At 59.0% G+C, this 14,545-nt stretch carries 15 protein-coding genes; 10 read left to right on the top strand and 5 right to left on the bottom strand.

What is annotated here, in order from left to right; all coding sequences use genetic code 11:
* Window positions 1-24: 24 nt before the first annotated feature.
* The 10 genes from AB6B39_RS08500 to AB6B39_RS08455 all read left to right on the top strand — a co-directional run bounded on the left by AB6B39_RS08500 (window position 25) and on the right by AB6B39_RS08455 (window position 9,457).
* Window positions 25-600 carry a nicotinate-nucleotide adenylyltransferase gene (locus AB6B39_RS08500; RefSeq protein ID WP_284369021.1) on the top strand — a complete coding sequence of 192 codons (576 nt, stop codon included), beginning with the start codon at window positions 25-27 and terminating at the stop codon, window positions 598-600.
* Between the two features lie 19 nt (window positions 601-619).
* Window positions 620-1,102: a ribosome silencing factor gene (gene rsfS, locus AB6B39_RS08495; protein WP_284369022.1), complete on the top strand. Its 483-nt coding sequence runs from the start codon at window positions 620-622 to the stop codon at window positions 1,100-1,102.
* Window positions 1,099-1,569: a 23S rRNA (pseudouridine(1915)-N(3))-methyltransferase RlmH gene (locus AB6B39_RS08490; RefSeq protein ID WP_284369023.1), complete on the top strand. Its 471-nt coding sequence runs from the start codon at window positions 1,099-1,101 to the stop codon at window positions 1,567-1,569. Before rsfS ends, AB6B39_RS08490 begins: the two co-directional genes overlap by 4 nt.
* A 67-nt stretch (window positions 1,570-1,636) precedes the next feature.
* A complete protein-coding gene (locus tag AB6B39_RS08485) occupies window positions 1,637-2,788 on the top strand; it encodes a murein hydrolase activator EnvC family protein (protein WP_371398507.1) in 1,152 nt (383 codons plus the stop codon).
* Between the two features lie 88 nt (window positions 2,789-2,876).
* Window positions 2,877-4,193, top strand: a complete 1,317-nt coding sequence (locus AB6B39_RS08480; protein ID WP_284369025.1) for a S41 family peptidase — start codon at window positions 2,877-2,879, stop codon at window positions 4,191-4,193.
* Complete coding sequence (locus tag AB6B39_RS08475; RefSeq protein WP_284369026.1) at window positions 4,193-5,536, top strand: S41 family peptidase; 1,344 nt, start codon at window positions 4,193-4,195, stop codon at window positions 5,534-5,536. Before AB6B39_RS08480 ends, AB6B39_RS08475 begins: the two co-directional genes overlap by 1 nt.
* A 28-nt stretch (window positions 5,537-5,564) precedes the next feature.
* Window positions 5,565-6,755 (top strand): divergent polysaccharide deacetylase family protein, encoded by a 1,191-nt coding sequence (locus AB6B39_RS08470; protein WP_371398506.1) that lies wholly within the window; start codon window positions 5,565-5,567, stop codon window positions 6,753-6,755.
* Window positions 6,752-7,234, top strand: coding sequence for an RNA pyrophosphohydrolase (locus AB6B39_RS08465; protein ID WP_284369028.1), 483 nt, complete (start codon window positions 6,752-6,754; stop codon window positions 7,232-7,234). Before AB6B39_RS08470 ends, AB6B39_RS08465 begins: the two co-directional genes overlap by 4 nt.
* 19 nt (window positions 7,235-7,253) lie before the next feature.
* Window positions 7,254-8,516 carry a TCR/Tet family MFS transporter gene (locus AB6B39_RS08460; RefSeq protein ID WP_284369029.1) on the top strand — a complete coding sequence of 421 codons (1,263 nt, stop codon included), beginning with the start codon at window positions 7,254-7,256 and terminating at the stop codon, window positions 8,514-8,516.
* A 56-nt stretch (window positions 8,517-8,572) separates the two neighbouring features.
* Window positions 8,573-9,457 (top strand): DUF2785 domain-containing protein, encoded by an 885-nt coding sequence (locus AB6B39_RS08455; protein ID WP_284369030.1) that lies wholly within the window; start codon window positions 8,573-8,575, stop codon window positions 9,455-9,457.
* A gap of 63 nt (window positions 9,458-9,520) precedes the next feature.
* On the opposite strand, the gene AB6B39_RS08450 is transcribed toward AB6B39_RS08455, so the two are convergent.
* The 5 genes from AB6B39_RS08450 to AB6B39_RS08430 are packed head-to-tail and all read right to left on the bottom strand — an operon-like array spanning window position 9,521 to window position 14,537.
* Entirely contained in the window at window positions 9,521-9,913 is a 393-nt protein-coding gene (locus AB6B39_RS08450) for a F0F1 ATP synthase subunit epsilon (protein WP_284369031.1), read from the bottom strand.
* A gap of 18 nt (window positions 9,914-9,931) precedes the next feature.
* Window positions 9,932-11,458, bottom strand: coding sequence for a F0F1 ATP synthase subunit beta (gene atpD, locus AB6B39_RS08445; protein ID WP_284369032.1), 1,527 nt, complete (start codon window positions 11,456-11,458; stop codon window positions 9,932-9,934).
* A 26-nt stretch (window positions 11,459-11,484) separates the two neighbouring features.
* On the bottom strand, window positions 11,485-12,381 hold the full coding sequence (locus AB6B39_RS08440; RefSeq protein WP_284369033.1) for a F0F1 ATP synthase subunit gamma: 897 nt from the start codon (window positions 12,379-12,381) through the stop codon (window positions 11,485-11,487).
* A gap of 9 nt (window positions 12,382-12,390) precedes the next feature.
* Window positions 12,391-13,932 (bottom strand): F0F1 ATP synthase subunit alpha, encoded by a 1,542-nt coding sequence (gene atpA, locus AB6B39_RS08435; RefSeq protein ID WP_284369034.1) that lies wholly within the window; start codon window positions 13,930-13,932, stop codon window positions 12,391-12,393.
* A gap of 47 nt (window positions 13,933-13,979) precedes the next feature.
* Complete coding sequence (locus tag AB6B39_RS08430) at window positions 13,980-14,537, bottom strand: F0F1 ATP synthase subunit delta (protein ID WP_284369035.1); 558 nt, start codon at window positions 14,535-14,537, stop codon at window positions 13,980-13,982.
* Between the last annotated feature and the right edge of the window lie 8 nt (window positions 14,538-14,545).

The raw sequence follows: 14,545 nt of genomic DNA, 5'->3' as shown, positions 1-14,545 counted from the left end.
GCGGGCGTGAGTAGACGGTCGGGCATGAGTAGCCGCGCTGGACCCGCAATCGGTCTGTTCGGCGGATCGTTCAATCCTGCGCATGCCGGGCATCGCCATGTCGCTGACGCAGGCTTGCGCGAATTGCAGCTCGATCAGGTCTGGTGGCTCGTGAGCCCGCAAAACCCTCTGAAACCAGCGCAACCGAGCCCCTATGACCGCGCCAAATCTATCGCCAGCATGGACCTGCCCTACGCCATGAAGATCAGTCATGTCGAAAGCGATCTGAACACGCGCTACACGATCGATCTGATCAAACGGCTGCAGGAACAACAGCCATTTGCGCGTTTCGTGCTTCTCATGGGCTCGGACAATCTCGCACAGCTGCCCCGCTGGAAGGACTGGCAGGGGATCATGCGCCGCGTTCCCGTCGCGATCATCGCACGCCCCGGTGATCCCGTGAGGGCCAGACTAGGTCGCGTCGCACGGCATATGGCGGATCACCGGATTCCAGAAAGGTTCGCCCACACGCTAAAGGACACGTCCGCCCCGGCCTGGACCTATCTCACCCTGCCTTTCAATTCACTGTCATCCAGTGCACTTCGTGCTGCGGAGCGATGATAGTGTTGGCGCGTTCACTATGCTACGGATCCGCCCAAATCCTCTAGGAGACATCACCCTGTCAAACCAAACTGCCCATAAAGGCTTCCTCGAAGCCGGTTCCCCTGAAGCGGACAAGCTGCATGACGATTCTGCGGCCCTGTCGACCTATGTGCGCGATATTCTCGACGAGAATTCGGCGCAGGACATTCTGGAAATCGATATCAAGGAAAAGTCGTCCGTTGCAGACTATATGGTCGTCGCTTCGGGACGCTCCAACCGACATGTCGGTGCGCTGGCCGATTACGTGCTGCGTGGCCTGAAACAGGCTGGTTTCAAGGATATCGGCACCGAAGGTCAGGACGGTCAGGATTGGGTTCTGATCGATGCAGGCGATGTCATTCTGCACATTTTCCGTCCCGAAGTCCGCGTCTTCTATAATCTGGAAAAGATCTGGTCAGTTCCCCTGCCTGACGGTCTGCGCCAGATTGCCGAGCAGGCCCCGGACGACACACAGGCGTGAAGCTGATTATCCGGGCCGGCGGAGCGTTGCGCCAAGGCCCAGAACGTGATCTGGTTAATGATTATCTGACCCGCGCCCGAGGCCTGGCCCGCGGTCTGGGCTTCCTGGATGTCGAAGAACAATCCATCGATCTGGGCAAATGCCGCGACCGAAGCGCGGAGACCCGCAAGATTGTTTCGTCCATGCCCGCGGGCTCTACTTTGTTTGTGATGGATGAGCGGGGAAAATCGCTATCCTCGCGTCAATTCGCAAAAACATTGGCCAGATTGCGCGATGATGGCTGCCCGGCTGCCATTTTCATGATCGGTGCCGCCGATGGTTTCGAACCCGCTGACCTCCCGCCGCATGTGCGTAAACTGTCTTTCGGTACCCAGACATGGCCGCATAAGCTCGTTCGCGTCATGCTGGCCGAACAGATCTACAGAGCGCTGAGCATTCTGGCAGGCGCGCCCTATCACAGGGACTAGACCGCCCGAGCCCCGGCAACTGGTCGTCGGGGATTGACGCCACCGCCATTGAAGGAAAAGACGCGCTGTGCGCATCATTTCGTCATGTCTGGCCATCATGGTCCTCAGCCTGTCGCCATCCGCGTGGGCGCAACAGACGGATGATTTGAACACATTGTCCGAAGCCGAAGCCGAAGCTCGCGCCAAGGAAGCCGCGCTGCAGTCCGATCGGACTGCCGTCACGCAGGAAATCGCCTCATTGAAAACGGCATTGCAACGCGACACGGAGCAAACGCAGGCATTCGAGAGCCGCCGCCTGCAACTCCTGACGGATATGACGGAGATCGAGCAACAGCTCGCGGACATCGAAACCGAACTGGCTGATAATCGTATGCAGACGCAGGTGCTGCTGGCCTCGCTGCAAAGGTTGCAGCTCGCCCCGAATGTCGCGACGCTAATCGATCCGGACGATGCCGTGCGTACGGCGCAGGCCGCGACGATGATCGACCTTCTGTCACGCCGTTTACGATCCCGGGCGGAAGCCGCAAAAGCGCTCTCCCTGCGACTTCGCGACAGGCGCGACGCGGCCGCGCTGCAACAGGCCGAGATCGATGCCAATGCCAGTGAACTGACCCGGCGGCGCGAGCGCACCCAGGCACTGGTCGCGCAGAAGGAAAGCCTGCGTCAGTCGATCGAAACCGAGGCCGAGGCCGCGCGGGCGGAAGCCGTCCGTCTGGCCGCCGAGTCCGCGACATTGCGCGACCTTCTCGAGCGCGTCAGCCGGGCTGCAAAGTCCGTGACGCCGCGCCTGAAGCCCGGACTAGACGACGTCCCGATGCCGCTCGACCTGCCCCCAGGCACGCGTCGTTTCGCCGATGCCAAAGGCGGCGTCGTGAAGCCCGTCTCGGGCCGTATGACGACGGCTTTTGGAGGCAGCGAACGTGGCGAGACCTATTCGGCCCCAAGCGGCGGGCAGGTTTTGGCGCCTTACGCCGGTCGAGTGGAATTTTCGGGCCCGTTCAAGACCTATGGTCGCGTCGTCATTCTCAATATGGATGATGGCTACTATCTGCTGCTGACAGGGCTGGGACAGACCTATGTCGAAGCGAACGAGACGGTCCGGCGCGGCGAACCGGTCGGACAGATGCCGCGCACGGGTGAGCGCGCGCCGCTCTATATGGAATTGCGCAGGAATGGCCGCCCGATCAATCCGGCGCCCTGGATCGGCGGGCGGGGTTAAACCCCGGTAAGACAGGTGATAAATCGCAGCAAAGTGACTGGTCAGACTTTTAAACCATGGATAGGGATTGTCTGTTAGGAGTCGTAGTATGAAATATGCATTGCCGATTATGGGAACGGTTGCTGCGGTGGCACTTTTCGCTTTGTCGACAGCCAGCCAGCAGGCCAGAGCAGACGACCAGCCATCCTATTCCGACACGTTCGAGCAACTTGATCTCTTTGCCGATGTCATGGCGCGGGTTCGCAGCGACTATGTCGTCGAAGTCGAAGACGGCGAACTGATCGAAGATGCGATCAACGGCATGCTGCAGGCGCTCGATCCGCACAGCTCCTACGTCAATCCGGAAAGCTTCCGCGACCTGCAAGTCCAGACATCCGGCCGCTATGTCGGCGTCGGTATGGAAGTGACGCAGGAAGATGGCTATGTCAAAGTTGTGGCCCCGATTGACGGCTCACCCGCAGCGGAAGCCGGGATTAAGTCTGGTGACTACATCACTGAAATCGATGGGGTAACGGTTCTGGGCCTCTCGCTGACAGAGGCGGTCAACACGATACGCGGCGAAGCTGGCGAGTCTGTCACGCTGACGATTGCGCGTATCGATGAAGAACCTCGGGATGTGACGCTGGTGCGCCGCGAAGTGAACCGCGAAGTCGTCTCCCACGAGATCAAGGACGGGATTCCCTATATCCGGATCAGCCAGTTCAACGAAAAGGCGGCCTCTGGCTTGGAGTCGGCGATTGAGGAATTGCGCGCCGCGATGGATGGCGACCTTCCGGGTCTCGTTCTCGATCTGCGGACCAACCCTGGCGGTTTGCTTGATCAGTCAATCAAAGTGTCGTCCGTATTTCTGGATGGCGGCGAAGTCGTCTCTACACGGGGGCGCGACGGCGTCGACATAGAAAGCTATGAGGCGGAAGCGGGTCAACTGCTTGAGGATGTACCACTCGTCGTCCTGATCGACGAGGCTTCGGCGTCCGCTTCCGAGATCGTTGCAGGAGCCGTTCAAGACCGCGGCCGCGGTCTTGTCGTCGGCATGACCAGCTTCGGCAAAGGGTCGGTCCAGTCGCTTATCCCGCTGCGGGGCGGTCGTGACGGCGCGTTGCGGCTGACGACACAACGCTATTACACGCCTGCGGGACGCTCGATTCAAGGCACGGGCATCGACCCCGACCTCTACATTTCGGCCATCCCGGATGACGGTGAAGACCATACACGACTGAGCGAATCCGACCTGCCGAACTATATCGAGAACGAAAATGGCGATAGCGAAACTGACGAGATCGACATCGCCATCGACTATCCGGATGCCGAATTCGACGTGCAGGATGATTATCAACTGCAACGCGCGATCGAGATCATCAAGTCCGGCAATTATCAGCAACGCCTCGCCGAGCTGCAGAACTAGTGATCCGGCGTCAGGGGAATATCGCACGACAGGGTCTGGTTGCCGGCCTTGCAGCGGGATTCGTCCTATTTTCCGGACAAGGTCTGGCCAACGACACGGACACGGCTCCCGATCCTGAAACGCAAGGTCCAGCCTATGAGCGCTTGCAGCTTATGGCCGAGATACTGACCATCGTCGAAAGCGACTATGTCGAGCCCGTCGAGACCAGCAAGCTGATCGAAGGCGCACTGGACGGTGCGTTATCAAAACTGGATCCCCATTCCAGCTACGTGCCGCCTGTAGCGTTTACGGAGCAGCAAAAGGCTGCCCGGCGAGAATATGGTGGCCTTGGCATCGAAGTCATCATGGAAGACGAAGGAATCCTCGTCAGCTACGCTCTCGAAGAAGGCCCTGCCTATGGCGCTGGCATTCGGAGCGGCGACTATATCACAGCCGTCGAAGGCGAATCCATTGTCGGCAAGGATCTGGACGAAGCGGTGGACGGCATTCGTGGACTGGCCGGCGATCCTGTCAATGTGACCATCCTCTCCCCTGCATCCGAACCCCGTGAGGTTACGGTCGTGCGGGAGCAGGTTCGCGGACGCGCCATCCGTCACCGCGTCGAAGATGGCCTCGGCTATATCGTCATCGATACCTTCAATAATGAGAAGCTGACGGACGATCTACGCCATGCGCTCAATTTGCTCGATACCGAGATAGAAGGCGATCTTCCTGGCCTGATTATTGATTTGCGTGGCAATCGCGGGGGGTTGCTGACCCAATCCGTTTCCGTCGCGGGATTGTTTCTGGATGGAGGCGAAGTTCTTTCCGTCCGGGGTCGCGACGATATCGATACGGAGCGCTACCACGCCGCTGACGGCGAGCTCTATCCGGACACACCGATCGTCATTCTCGTGTCGCCGGGCTCTGCCAGTGCTGCGGAAATCGTGGCGGGTGCAATCCAGGATCGGGGCCGCGGAGTCGTGCTCGGACGCCGCTCTTTCGGGAAAGGCTCGGTTCAGTCCGTCACGCCCCTGCCTGACAATCGAGGCGCACTGCGCCTTACCACGCAGAAATACTACACGCCTTCCGGCCAGAGCATTCAAGGCCGCGGAATCATGCCGGATCTGCTGGTCGCGGCTCTCGACGATACAGGTGAATTGCGGGATCGTTTCCGCGAGGACAGTCTGCCAAACGCGCTGACAAATGACGATAAATCGACCTATGAAGAGAATTATGAGGACGTCATTTTCCCGCCTGAGGACTTCCCCGTTACGGAAGACTTTCAGCTGAGCCAAGCGATCGACGTGTTGAAAACGGATCGCTACCGCACATTGCTCGATGCTCAATCCGACCTCGACTAATCCCCTTCCCTGACACTAGATTGGTCACATGAACCCGCGCAACTCGCTCAACCGTCCCGTGACACAACGACGGCGGGCTCTTTCGTTGCCGCGGCGACGTTCGCATATCATTGCGTCCATCACATTTTTCGCGGCAGTGATCGCTTTGCCGTTTCTTTTGTCCTCCTGGATCGGGAGTCCGTCCGATGCGGAACCCCGCGGATCCGTACGGCTGGAAACACCTATCGCCGAGACCCAGATCGCCGATCTGGATCTGGATGAAGCGCTTCTGCCTGATCTTCTATCCGATATCGTTCCTGTCGGCGAAAACCCAACGGAAGGGATAGAACGCGACGCGCTCGGCAATCCGATCGATGACAACCCGAAAGTGGCCGCCAGTGCGGCTCAGCCGACGCGGTCATCCGGATCCCCACGGACGAATACGCTGAAAGCGCCGCCGCTCGATCCGTCACTGACGCGTGACAGTCGCTTTGGCCCCATACCCGGGCCGAATACCGATGGCCTGACCCCGCTTCGAGCCTACCAGTCCCAACCCGTCCCCGTGGGCGACCGGTCGCCCGTGGCCCTGATCGTCGGTGGGCTGGGCGTGCAGAGTGCGCTGACACGCCGAACGATCGACGAACTTCCCCCTGAGGTCACGTTATCCTTTGCCGCACATGCACCCGGACTGCAGGACTGGATCGACCGGGCCCGCGCCGCCGGCCATGAAGTCCTGCTGGAAGTGCCGATGGAAAGCGAAACATTCAACGCCAATGAGCCCGGGGCTGACCGGGCCATGCGCGTCGGCGCCAGCGTATCAGACAATCGTCGCAACCTGCATCACCTCCTGTCGCGGGCAAAAGGCTATATCGGTGTGATCAATTATAATGGCGACCTGTTCCTGCGGCGCAGCGATGTGGTCGCGCCCGTTCTGGCCGAACTGACAGCCTCCGGCCTCGGTTTCGTGTCTGACGGCGCATTCGACACGCCGTCCCTGTCGGCCCTGTCCGCCTCGGTCAATTTGCCCTTTGCGGAGGGCTTCGGCCTGATCGATCCGCAACCGGACCCGCAAATCATTCAGAGTCGGCTCGACGCTCTGACGATTGCGGCCAAGGACGAACCGGGACTGATCGGTGTCGGCTTTGCCTATCCGCAGACCATCGATGCGGTGAAAGGCTGGACCGCAACACTCGCCGCCGAAGGGCTGATCCTCGTGCCCGCTTCGGCCTCGCTGAAGTGAGCCGCGATCCATCCCTATACCGTCCGTGTGTCGGCGTTTGTCTGTTCAATCAGAAGGGCCGGGTCTGGCTGGGGCGTCGCTATGGCCAGACAGGACCCCATAGCTGGCAGTTTCCGCAAGGGGGTCTCGATGAAGGCGAAAGTCATGAATTCGGAGCCTTGAGAGAACTCTGGGAAGAAACCGGTATCACGATTGCGCATCTGTCCCCGTTGGGACAGATCGACGACTGGCTCTATTATGACTACCCGCCCGGGGTCGCGCCAAAAAAGGGCCGCCTCTATGCCGGACAAAAACAGCGCTGGTTTGCTTATCGGTTTCACGGCGGTCCTGAACATGTCAATCTGACCACCCATGGCTCTCAGGAGTTCTCGGAATGGAAATGGGCGAAACTTGAGAAGACACCGGACAAGGTCATCCCGTTCAAGCGCAACGTCTATGAGCGGCTGACCCACGAATTTGCGCAGTTTGCGATCCGGTGAGACTGCCTTAAAGCAGCCCATGTCCAACAGTTTCAGAGACCGCAACGCCCTTGTCTTCGTCCTGATTACCGTGGCGATCAATGCCGTCGGCTTCGGCATCATCATCCCGGTTCTGCCGGAACTGATCCGGGCCCTGACGGGACTCGAGAACAACCAGGCGGCCCTGCATATTGGTGGCATGACCTTCGTTTTCGCGCTCCTGCAGTTCATCTGCATGCCGATCATCGGGGGACTTTCCGATGCTTGGGGACGACGTCCGATCATGCTGGCTTCGGTCGGGGCGCTGGCGCTCGACTATCTGCTCATGGCCTTGGCGCCGACTGTCGCCATTCTCTATCTGGGCCGCGCCATTTCCGGAGCCTTCGGCGCAACATTTTCGACCGCGAACGCCTATATTGCCGACACCAGCCCGCCGGAGAAACGGGCACAGAACTTCGGTCTTGTCGGCGCCGTGTTTGGCGGCGGCTTCATTCTGGGACCCGTCATCGGAGGATGGCTGGGCGAGTTCGGGCCCCGTATCCCCTTCTTCGCCGCGGCCGCAATCTGCGGACTGAATTTCGTCTATGGCTGGCTGGTCCTGCCCGAAACGCATAAGCCGGAAAAACGCAGAGCCTTTTCCTTCGCCCGCTCCAATGCCATCGGATCGGTCAAGAGCCTGGGCCGGATAACGGGCGTGCGGGCGCTTCTTTTCGTCTACTTCCTGCTGGCGATTGCGCACACCGTTTACCCCTCATCCTATACCCTCTCGACGCAGGAAGCGCTCGGCTGGTCGACTGCCGATGTCGGCAACTCACTGGGCGCATTCGGATTGGCATCAATGGTTGTGCAAGGCTGGCTGATCCGAATCATCATTCCCAAAGTCGGGCAATATTACGCCGCTCTGATCGGCATTGTCGGCGCAGCCCTCGCCTATGCCATACTGGGTAACGCCAATGCGGGGTGGATCGTCTATGCCGCCGGGCCCTTTGCGGCACTGGCCGGCCTGTACGGCCCGACGCTGACCAATATGATGAGCATACGCTTCGACGAGACGGAACAGGGTGAATTGCAAGGCGCAATCGGCGCGGCGCAAGGCCTGGCTTTGATGATCGGCCCTCTCCTCATGACGGGGACGTTTTTCGTGTTTGCAAACCGCGACACGTCGCCGGTCTATATGCCGGGAGCGCCCTTCCTTGTTGCCGCGATCTTGACCATACTGGCCCTGTTGGTGTTCATGAAGACGACCACAAAAGCCGATCGTCGCAACATTATGGATGCGCCGGAAGATGGGGCTACCAAGTAGGCCCGCAGGAGGACAGAATGTGCATACGCACTTGTCTTATCACAAGCCTGGCCCTCATGCTGACAGGTTGTGGCGATGTTTCAGTGCAGGCAGACGCCGATCCCGCGTCCTGCGATCTCGCTTCCATCGATCGGACCGCCTTGGCAGCGGCACAGGAAACGGGCTTTGATACGATAGATACAATACTGTTCAACAGGACAGCTCTGACGCTCAGCCACTGTCTGGGTCATCCCGATCCAGCCATTCGCGACGAGCTGGCTTACGCAACGCTCACCGCAATGTTGCGCAGCGGGAAAGCCGATCCCGCGCTTCTTCTTTCCCTGCGTGAGACGCTCTACAACACTCTGGACGCCCCTGATCCGGACGGATTTGCGCATCCCTTTGCCGCGCTGATTCTGTCCGAAGTAGCGCGCGTGGACCGTGTTACGCCCTATCTGTCAGCAGACGATCGGCAAGCCATGGTCGCCAGAGCAACAACATTTCTAGAATCCGAAACCGACTATCGCGGCTATTCGGACTCAGACGGCTGGCGTCATAATATCGCGCATGGAGCAGACTGGCTGATGCAACTCGCCCTCAATCCGGCTCTGACAGACGATGATCGCGCCCTGATTTACCAAGCAGTCGGGTCGCAGGTTCAGGCTGGTGGCGGACATGCCTACATTCATGGCGAAACCGAACGACTGGCCCGGCCTTATCTGTTTGCGGCGATGCGCGGAACGGACGCAACAGAGCTGTGGACAGAACGCGTCACAGCGCTGGCAGACCCATCCCCGTTGGAGACGTGGAACGACGCCTTCCAGTCAGAAGCCGATCTGGCGCGACTTCACAATCTCAAGGCCTTTCTTCGCATCCTGCTCGTCAATATCGGCAATAGCGAAAATCCGGCATTGCAAGCCATGCAGCCTGCGATCCTGGCAACGATGCAGACTTTGCCATAAAAAAAGCGGCCCGACCGGGCCGCTTCATGTTTCGTATGATCAGACGATCAGACGATCAGACGATCAGACCATGTTGAACAGAGCTTCGAGCCCGTCAATATTCTGACGGGCAGCCAATGCCGCTTCGTCCTGCAGAGTATCGAGATCGGCCTTGGCCTTCTCGATCTCGGCGGTCAGATCGTCGCGCGTCAACTCAGCCATGGGCCGAGCCAGTTCCGCCAGCACTGTCAGGCCCGCAGGCGTGACATCGGCGAACCCGCCTTGGACGAAGAACTGTTCCTGTGAGCCGTTTGCATAGACCGTGATCGCGCCCGTGCTCAACGCTGCCATAAGCGGCGCATGGTCGGGCAGAATACCCAGATTGCCTTCCGTTCCCGGCAGATCGACCTGGCCGACCTGGCCCGAGAACAGCTCCCGCTCTGGCGAGACGAGAGAGAATGTCAGCGTGTCAGCCATAGAAAAAGGTCCAGACCCTTATGCGGCTTCCGCAGCCATCTTGGCAGCTTTTTCAATCACATCGTCAATGCCGCCCACCATGTAGAAGGCTTGCTCTGGCAGATGATCATAATCGCCGTCGACAACACCCTTGAAGGAACGGATCGTATCTTCCAGCGGCACCTGAATGCCCGGCGAACCGGTAAAGACTTCGGCAACGTCGAAAGGCTGCGACAGGAACTTCTCGATCTTACGCGCGCGCGCCACGACAAGCTTATCTTCTTCCGACAGCTCATCCATGCCGAGAATGGCGATGATGTCCTGCAGAGATTTGTAGCGCTGCAGCGTTTCCTGAACCTGACGGGCGACCTGATAATGTTCGGCACCAACGGTGCGAGGCTCGAGAATACGCGATGTCGAGTCGAGCGGATCCACAGCCGGGTAGATCCCCTTCTCGGAAATCGCCCGGTTCAGAACCGTGGTCGCATCCAGGTGCGCGAATGATGTGGCCGGCGCAGGGTCGGTCAAGTCATCGGCGGGAACGTAAATCGCCTGAACCGATGTGATCGATCCTTTAGTGGTCGACGTAATGCGTTCCTGCATCGCACCCATTTCGGTCGCGAGTGTCGGCTGATAGCCCACGGCGGAGGGGATACGGCCCAGCAGGGCGGACACTTCGGAACCGGCCTGCGTAAAGCGGAAAATATTGTCGACGAAGAACAGGACGTCCTTGCCTTCTTCATCGCGGAAATATTCAGCCTGCGACAAGCCTGTCAGGGCCACGCGGGCACGCGCTCCGGGAGGCTCGTTCATCTGACCGTAGACCAGCGTCGCGCGGCTCTCGCCTTCCAGATTGATCACGTTGGATTCGATCATCTCGTGATAAAGATCGTTCCCTTCACGGGTCCGCTCGCCGACGCCGGCGAAGACCGAATAGCCGCCGAACAGCTTGGCGATATTGTTGATCAGCTCCATGATCAGAACCGTCTTGCCCACGCCGGCACCACCGAACAGGCCGATTTTGCCGCCTTTAGCGTATGGGCAAAGCAGATCGATGACTTTGATACCTGTCGCGAGGACTTCGGTTTCCGTCGCCTGATCCACGAAAGGGGGAGCCGAGCGGTGGATCGGTGCTTTGACCTTCGAGCCAATGGCACCGCGCTCGTCGATCGGCTCACCGATAACGTTCATGATGCGCCCAAGCGTTTCCGGGCCGACGGGGACCGTGATCGGCGCGCCTGTATCGACAACGTCCTGACCGCGGACCAGACCTTCAGTCGCGTCCATGGCAATGGTGCGGACCGTGCTCTGGCCGAGATGCTGGGCGACTTCGAGCACAAGGCGCGAGCCATTATTGTCGGTTTCCAGCGCATTCTGAATTTCCGGCAACTCGCCGGTAAATTCCACATCGACCACCGCGCCGATGACCTGGCTGATTTTGCCGGTCGCTGCGATATTGGTGTTAGCGACTTTTTTTGTCGCGCGTTTCTTGGCAGCGGGTTTTTTGGCAGCGGGTTTTTTGGCCGGAGCCTTCTTCGCTGTCGTCTTTTTCGGAGCAGTCGCCATCGGATCTTTCCTGTCAGCTACGTACGTTAAAGCGCTTCCGCGCCTGAAATGATTTCAATGAGTTCAGAAGTAATCTTTGCCTGGCGCGTACGGTTGAACGTCAGGGTCAGATCGTCAATCATGTCGCCCGCATTACGCGTGGCGTTGTCCATGGCCGTCATCTTGGAGCCCATTTCACCCGCTTGGTTCTCCAGCAGGGCCGAGAAGATTTGCGTGTTGATGGAGCGCGGCAGCAGGACACGAAGAATGCCAGCTTCGTCAGGCTCATAGGTATAGATCGCGCCGTTCAGGTCAGGAACCTCAGCATCATCGCTCGACACATCGATGGATGCGTTGGCCGGGATGATCGTCTGTGCGACAGGGTCTTGTTCCATGACGTTGCGGAAGTTGGCATAAACCAGCTTCGCCACGTCGAAATCGCCAGCATCGAACATGGCCGTGACCTCTTCGCCAATGGCCCGTGCGATCCCCGCGTGAAGAGAACGCTCTTCCTTGAGTGAGATATATTTGACGATCTTATCGGCATAAAGTCGATTGAGCTGGTCATAGCCCTTCTTGCCGATCAGGTAGAGCTTCACAGTCTTGCCGTCACGCTCGAGCGCGACAATCTCTTCGCGTGCCTTACGAACGATATTCGTGTTGAACCCGCCGCAGAGACCGCGATCAGCCGTGGCGACGATGAGCAGCACCGTATCCTGTTTGCCCGTCCCGACGAGCAATGTCGGCGCCCCACCACCATCACCCATGGACGCGGCGAGATTGCCGATCACGGCGCGGATACGTTCCGAATAGGGCCGCGCACTTTCAGCGGCTTCCTGCGCTTTACGCAGCTTGGCAGCCGCGACCATTTGCATGGCGCGTGTGATCTTCTGCGTATTCTTGACGCTGGAGATCCGACTCTTGAGCTCTTTGAGAGAGGCCATGGGAGGTCCTTACGCCTTGGCCGCCACGTAGCTGGACGTGAAGGCTTCCAGCACGTCCTTCACATTGGCTTCGATCGCATCGGTCAGCTTCTTGTCGGTTGCGATGCTCGACAACAGGGCTGTGTGATCGGAGCGCAGATGCGCCAGAAGCTTTTCTTCATAATCCTGAACATCGGCCACGGCGACATTCTGCAGATAACCACGTGTACCCGCATAAAGCACGACAACTTGCTCTTCCACTTCGAGCGGCGAGAATTGCGGTTGTTTCAGCAATTCTGTCAGGCGGTCGCCGCGTGCCAGCAGGGCCTGTGTGGACGCGTCGAGGTCGGAACCGAACTGCGCAAAGGCCGCCATTTCGCGGTACTGAGCCAGCTCGCCCTTGATCGGGCCAGCAACCTGTTTCATCGCCTTGATCTGCGCGGCAGACCCGACGCGAGACACGGACAGACCGACGTTCAAGGCCGGGCGAATACCCTGGAAGAACAGATCGGTTTCAAGGAAGATCTGGCCGTCCGTAATGGAAATCACATTGGTTGGAATAAAGGCCGAAACGTCATTACCCTGCGTTTCAATGATCGGAAGCGCCGTCAGTGAGCCGCCGCCATAAGGCGTATCCATCTTCGCCGCACGTTCCAGCAAACGGGAGTGCAGATAGAAAACGTCACCCGGATAGGCTTCGCGTCCTGGCGGACGACGCAGCAGCAGGGACATCTGACGATAGGCAACGGCCTGCTTGGACAGATCATCATAAACGATCAGGGCATGCATGCCATTGTCGCGGAAATATTCGCCCATGGCGCAGCCCGAGAAGGGTGCGAGATAAAGTAGCGGAGCAGGCTCGGATGCGGTCGCGGCCACGACGATGGAATAATCCATGGCGCCGTTTTCTTCGAGCGTCTTGACGAGCTGAGCGACGGTCGAGCGTTTCTGCCCAATCACCACATATATACAGTAAAGTTGATCATCCGTACGACCGTCATCGAAGGCCGATTTCTGGTTCAGGATCGCATCGACCGCGACCGCTGTCTTGCCGGTCTGACGGTCACCAATGATCAGTTCGCGCTGACCGCGACCGATCGGGATCAGCGCGTCGATGGCCTTAATGCCTGTCTGGACGGGCTCGTGAACGGATTTACGCGGAATAATGCCCGGCGCCTTGACGTCGACACGGCGGCGCTCTGTCGCTTCAATCGGGCCTTTGCCGTCGATCGGATTGCCGAGCGGGTCGACGACGCGGCCGAGCAGGCCCTTGCCGACAGGGACGTCCACGATCTCACCCAGACGGCGAACCTGATCGCCTTCCTTGATCGAACGGTCATCACCGAAGATCACGACACCGACATTGTCGGTTTCAAGGTTCAGGGCCATGCCCTTGATGCCACCCGGAAACTCGACCATTTCACCGGCACGGACATTGTCCAGGCCGTAGACGCGGGCGATACCATCGCCGACGCTCAGGACCTGACCGACGTCGGAAACCTTGGCTTCCTTGCCGAAGTCCTGGATCTGCTGTTTCAGGATTGTGGAAATTTCAGCGGCGCGAATGTCCATGAAAAAAGTCCTCTAAGGTCTTGGCTTAGGCGCGTTCAGGCGTCCGTTTAGGCGGATTTGAGAGCGAGGCGTAGATCCTCGAGCTTTGTTTTAAGTGATGCATCGAACAGGCGCGACCCGATCTTGACGACGAAGCCGCCCAGAAGATCAGGATCGACATGCGTTTCAACGTCGACGGCATGACCGAGCTCGGCCTTCAGCGTCGATTTGAGTTTCGTCAGTTGCGCCTGCGTCAGCTTGGTTGCGGACGAAATGCGGGCAACTTGCGTGCCGCGCAGACGGGCGACCTGCTCATTAAAGGCTTTGATGATGATAGGCAGTTCGCCGGCGCGCCGATTCGCGGCGACTGTGCCGATAAATTGCTGCGTCAGCGGGCTCAGCTTGGCTGATTTGGCGATCGCCGTCAGGGCCGAGACCTTATCGTCCGTCGCAACGACTGGGCTGTCGGACATGCGCCGCAACTCGTCGCTATCCGCGAAAGCCTGCGCTATGACAGCGAGGTCTTTTTCCACGCGATTTAATGACTTGGCGTTATCCGCCAATTCAATCAACGCCTCGGCATAGCGAGCCGCAGCTTCGCCCGTAATGACATCGTCAGCAGTCACGTATGAAG

Origin of the sequence: Algimonas porphyrae (assembly GCF_041429795.1) — a bacterium.
GTDB classification, from domain to species: Bacteria; Pseudomonadota; Alphaproteobacteria; order Caulobacterales; family Maricaulaceae; genus Litorimonas; species Litorimonas porphyrae.
Note: the sequence above shows the minus strand (reverse complement) of the source record. Positions and strands in the feature narration are given on the sequence as shown.

Coding starts and splice junctions, on each gene's coding strand:
- AB6B39_RS08480 (WP_284369025.1), top strand. CDS start 2,877: ATGAAATATGCATTGCCGATTATGGGAACGGTTGCTGCGGTGGCACTT.
- AB6B39_RS08450 (WP_284369031.1), bottom strand. CDS start 9,913: ATGGCTGACACGCTGACATTCTCTCTCGTCTCGCCAGAGCGGGAGCTG.
- atpD (WP_284369032.1), bottom strand. CDS start 11,458: ATGGCGACTGCTCCGAAAAAGACGACAGCGAAGAAGGCTCCGGCCAAA.
- atpA (WP_284369034.1), bottom strand. CDS start 13,932: ATGGACATTCGCGCCGCTGAAATTTCCACAATCCTGAAACAGCAGATC.
- AB6B39_RS08470 (WP_371398506.1), top strand. CDS start 5,565: ATGAACCCGCGCAACTCGCTCAACCGTCCCGTGACACAACGACGGCGG.
- AB6B39_RS08455 (WP_284369030.1), top strand. CDS start 8,573: ATGCTGACAGGTTGTGGCGATGTTTCAGTGCAGGCAGACGCCGATCCC.
- AB6B39_RS08440 (WP_284369033.1), bottom strand. CDS start 12,381: ATGGCCTCTCTCAAAGAGCTCAAGAGTCGGATCTCCAGCGTCAAGAAT.
- AB6B39_RS08460 (WP_284369029.1), top strand. CDS start 7,254: ATGTCCAACAGTTTCAGAGACCGCAACGCCCTTGTCTTCGTCCTGATT.
- rsfS (WP_284369022.1), top strand. CDS start 620: ATGCTACGGATCCGCCCAAATCCTCTAGGAGACATCACCCTGTCAAAC.
- AB6B39_RS08500 (WP_284369021.1), top strand. CDS start 25: ATGAGTAGCCGCGCTGGACCCGCAATCGGTCTGTTCGGCGGATCGTTC.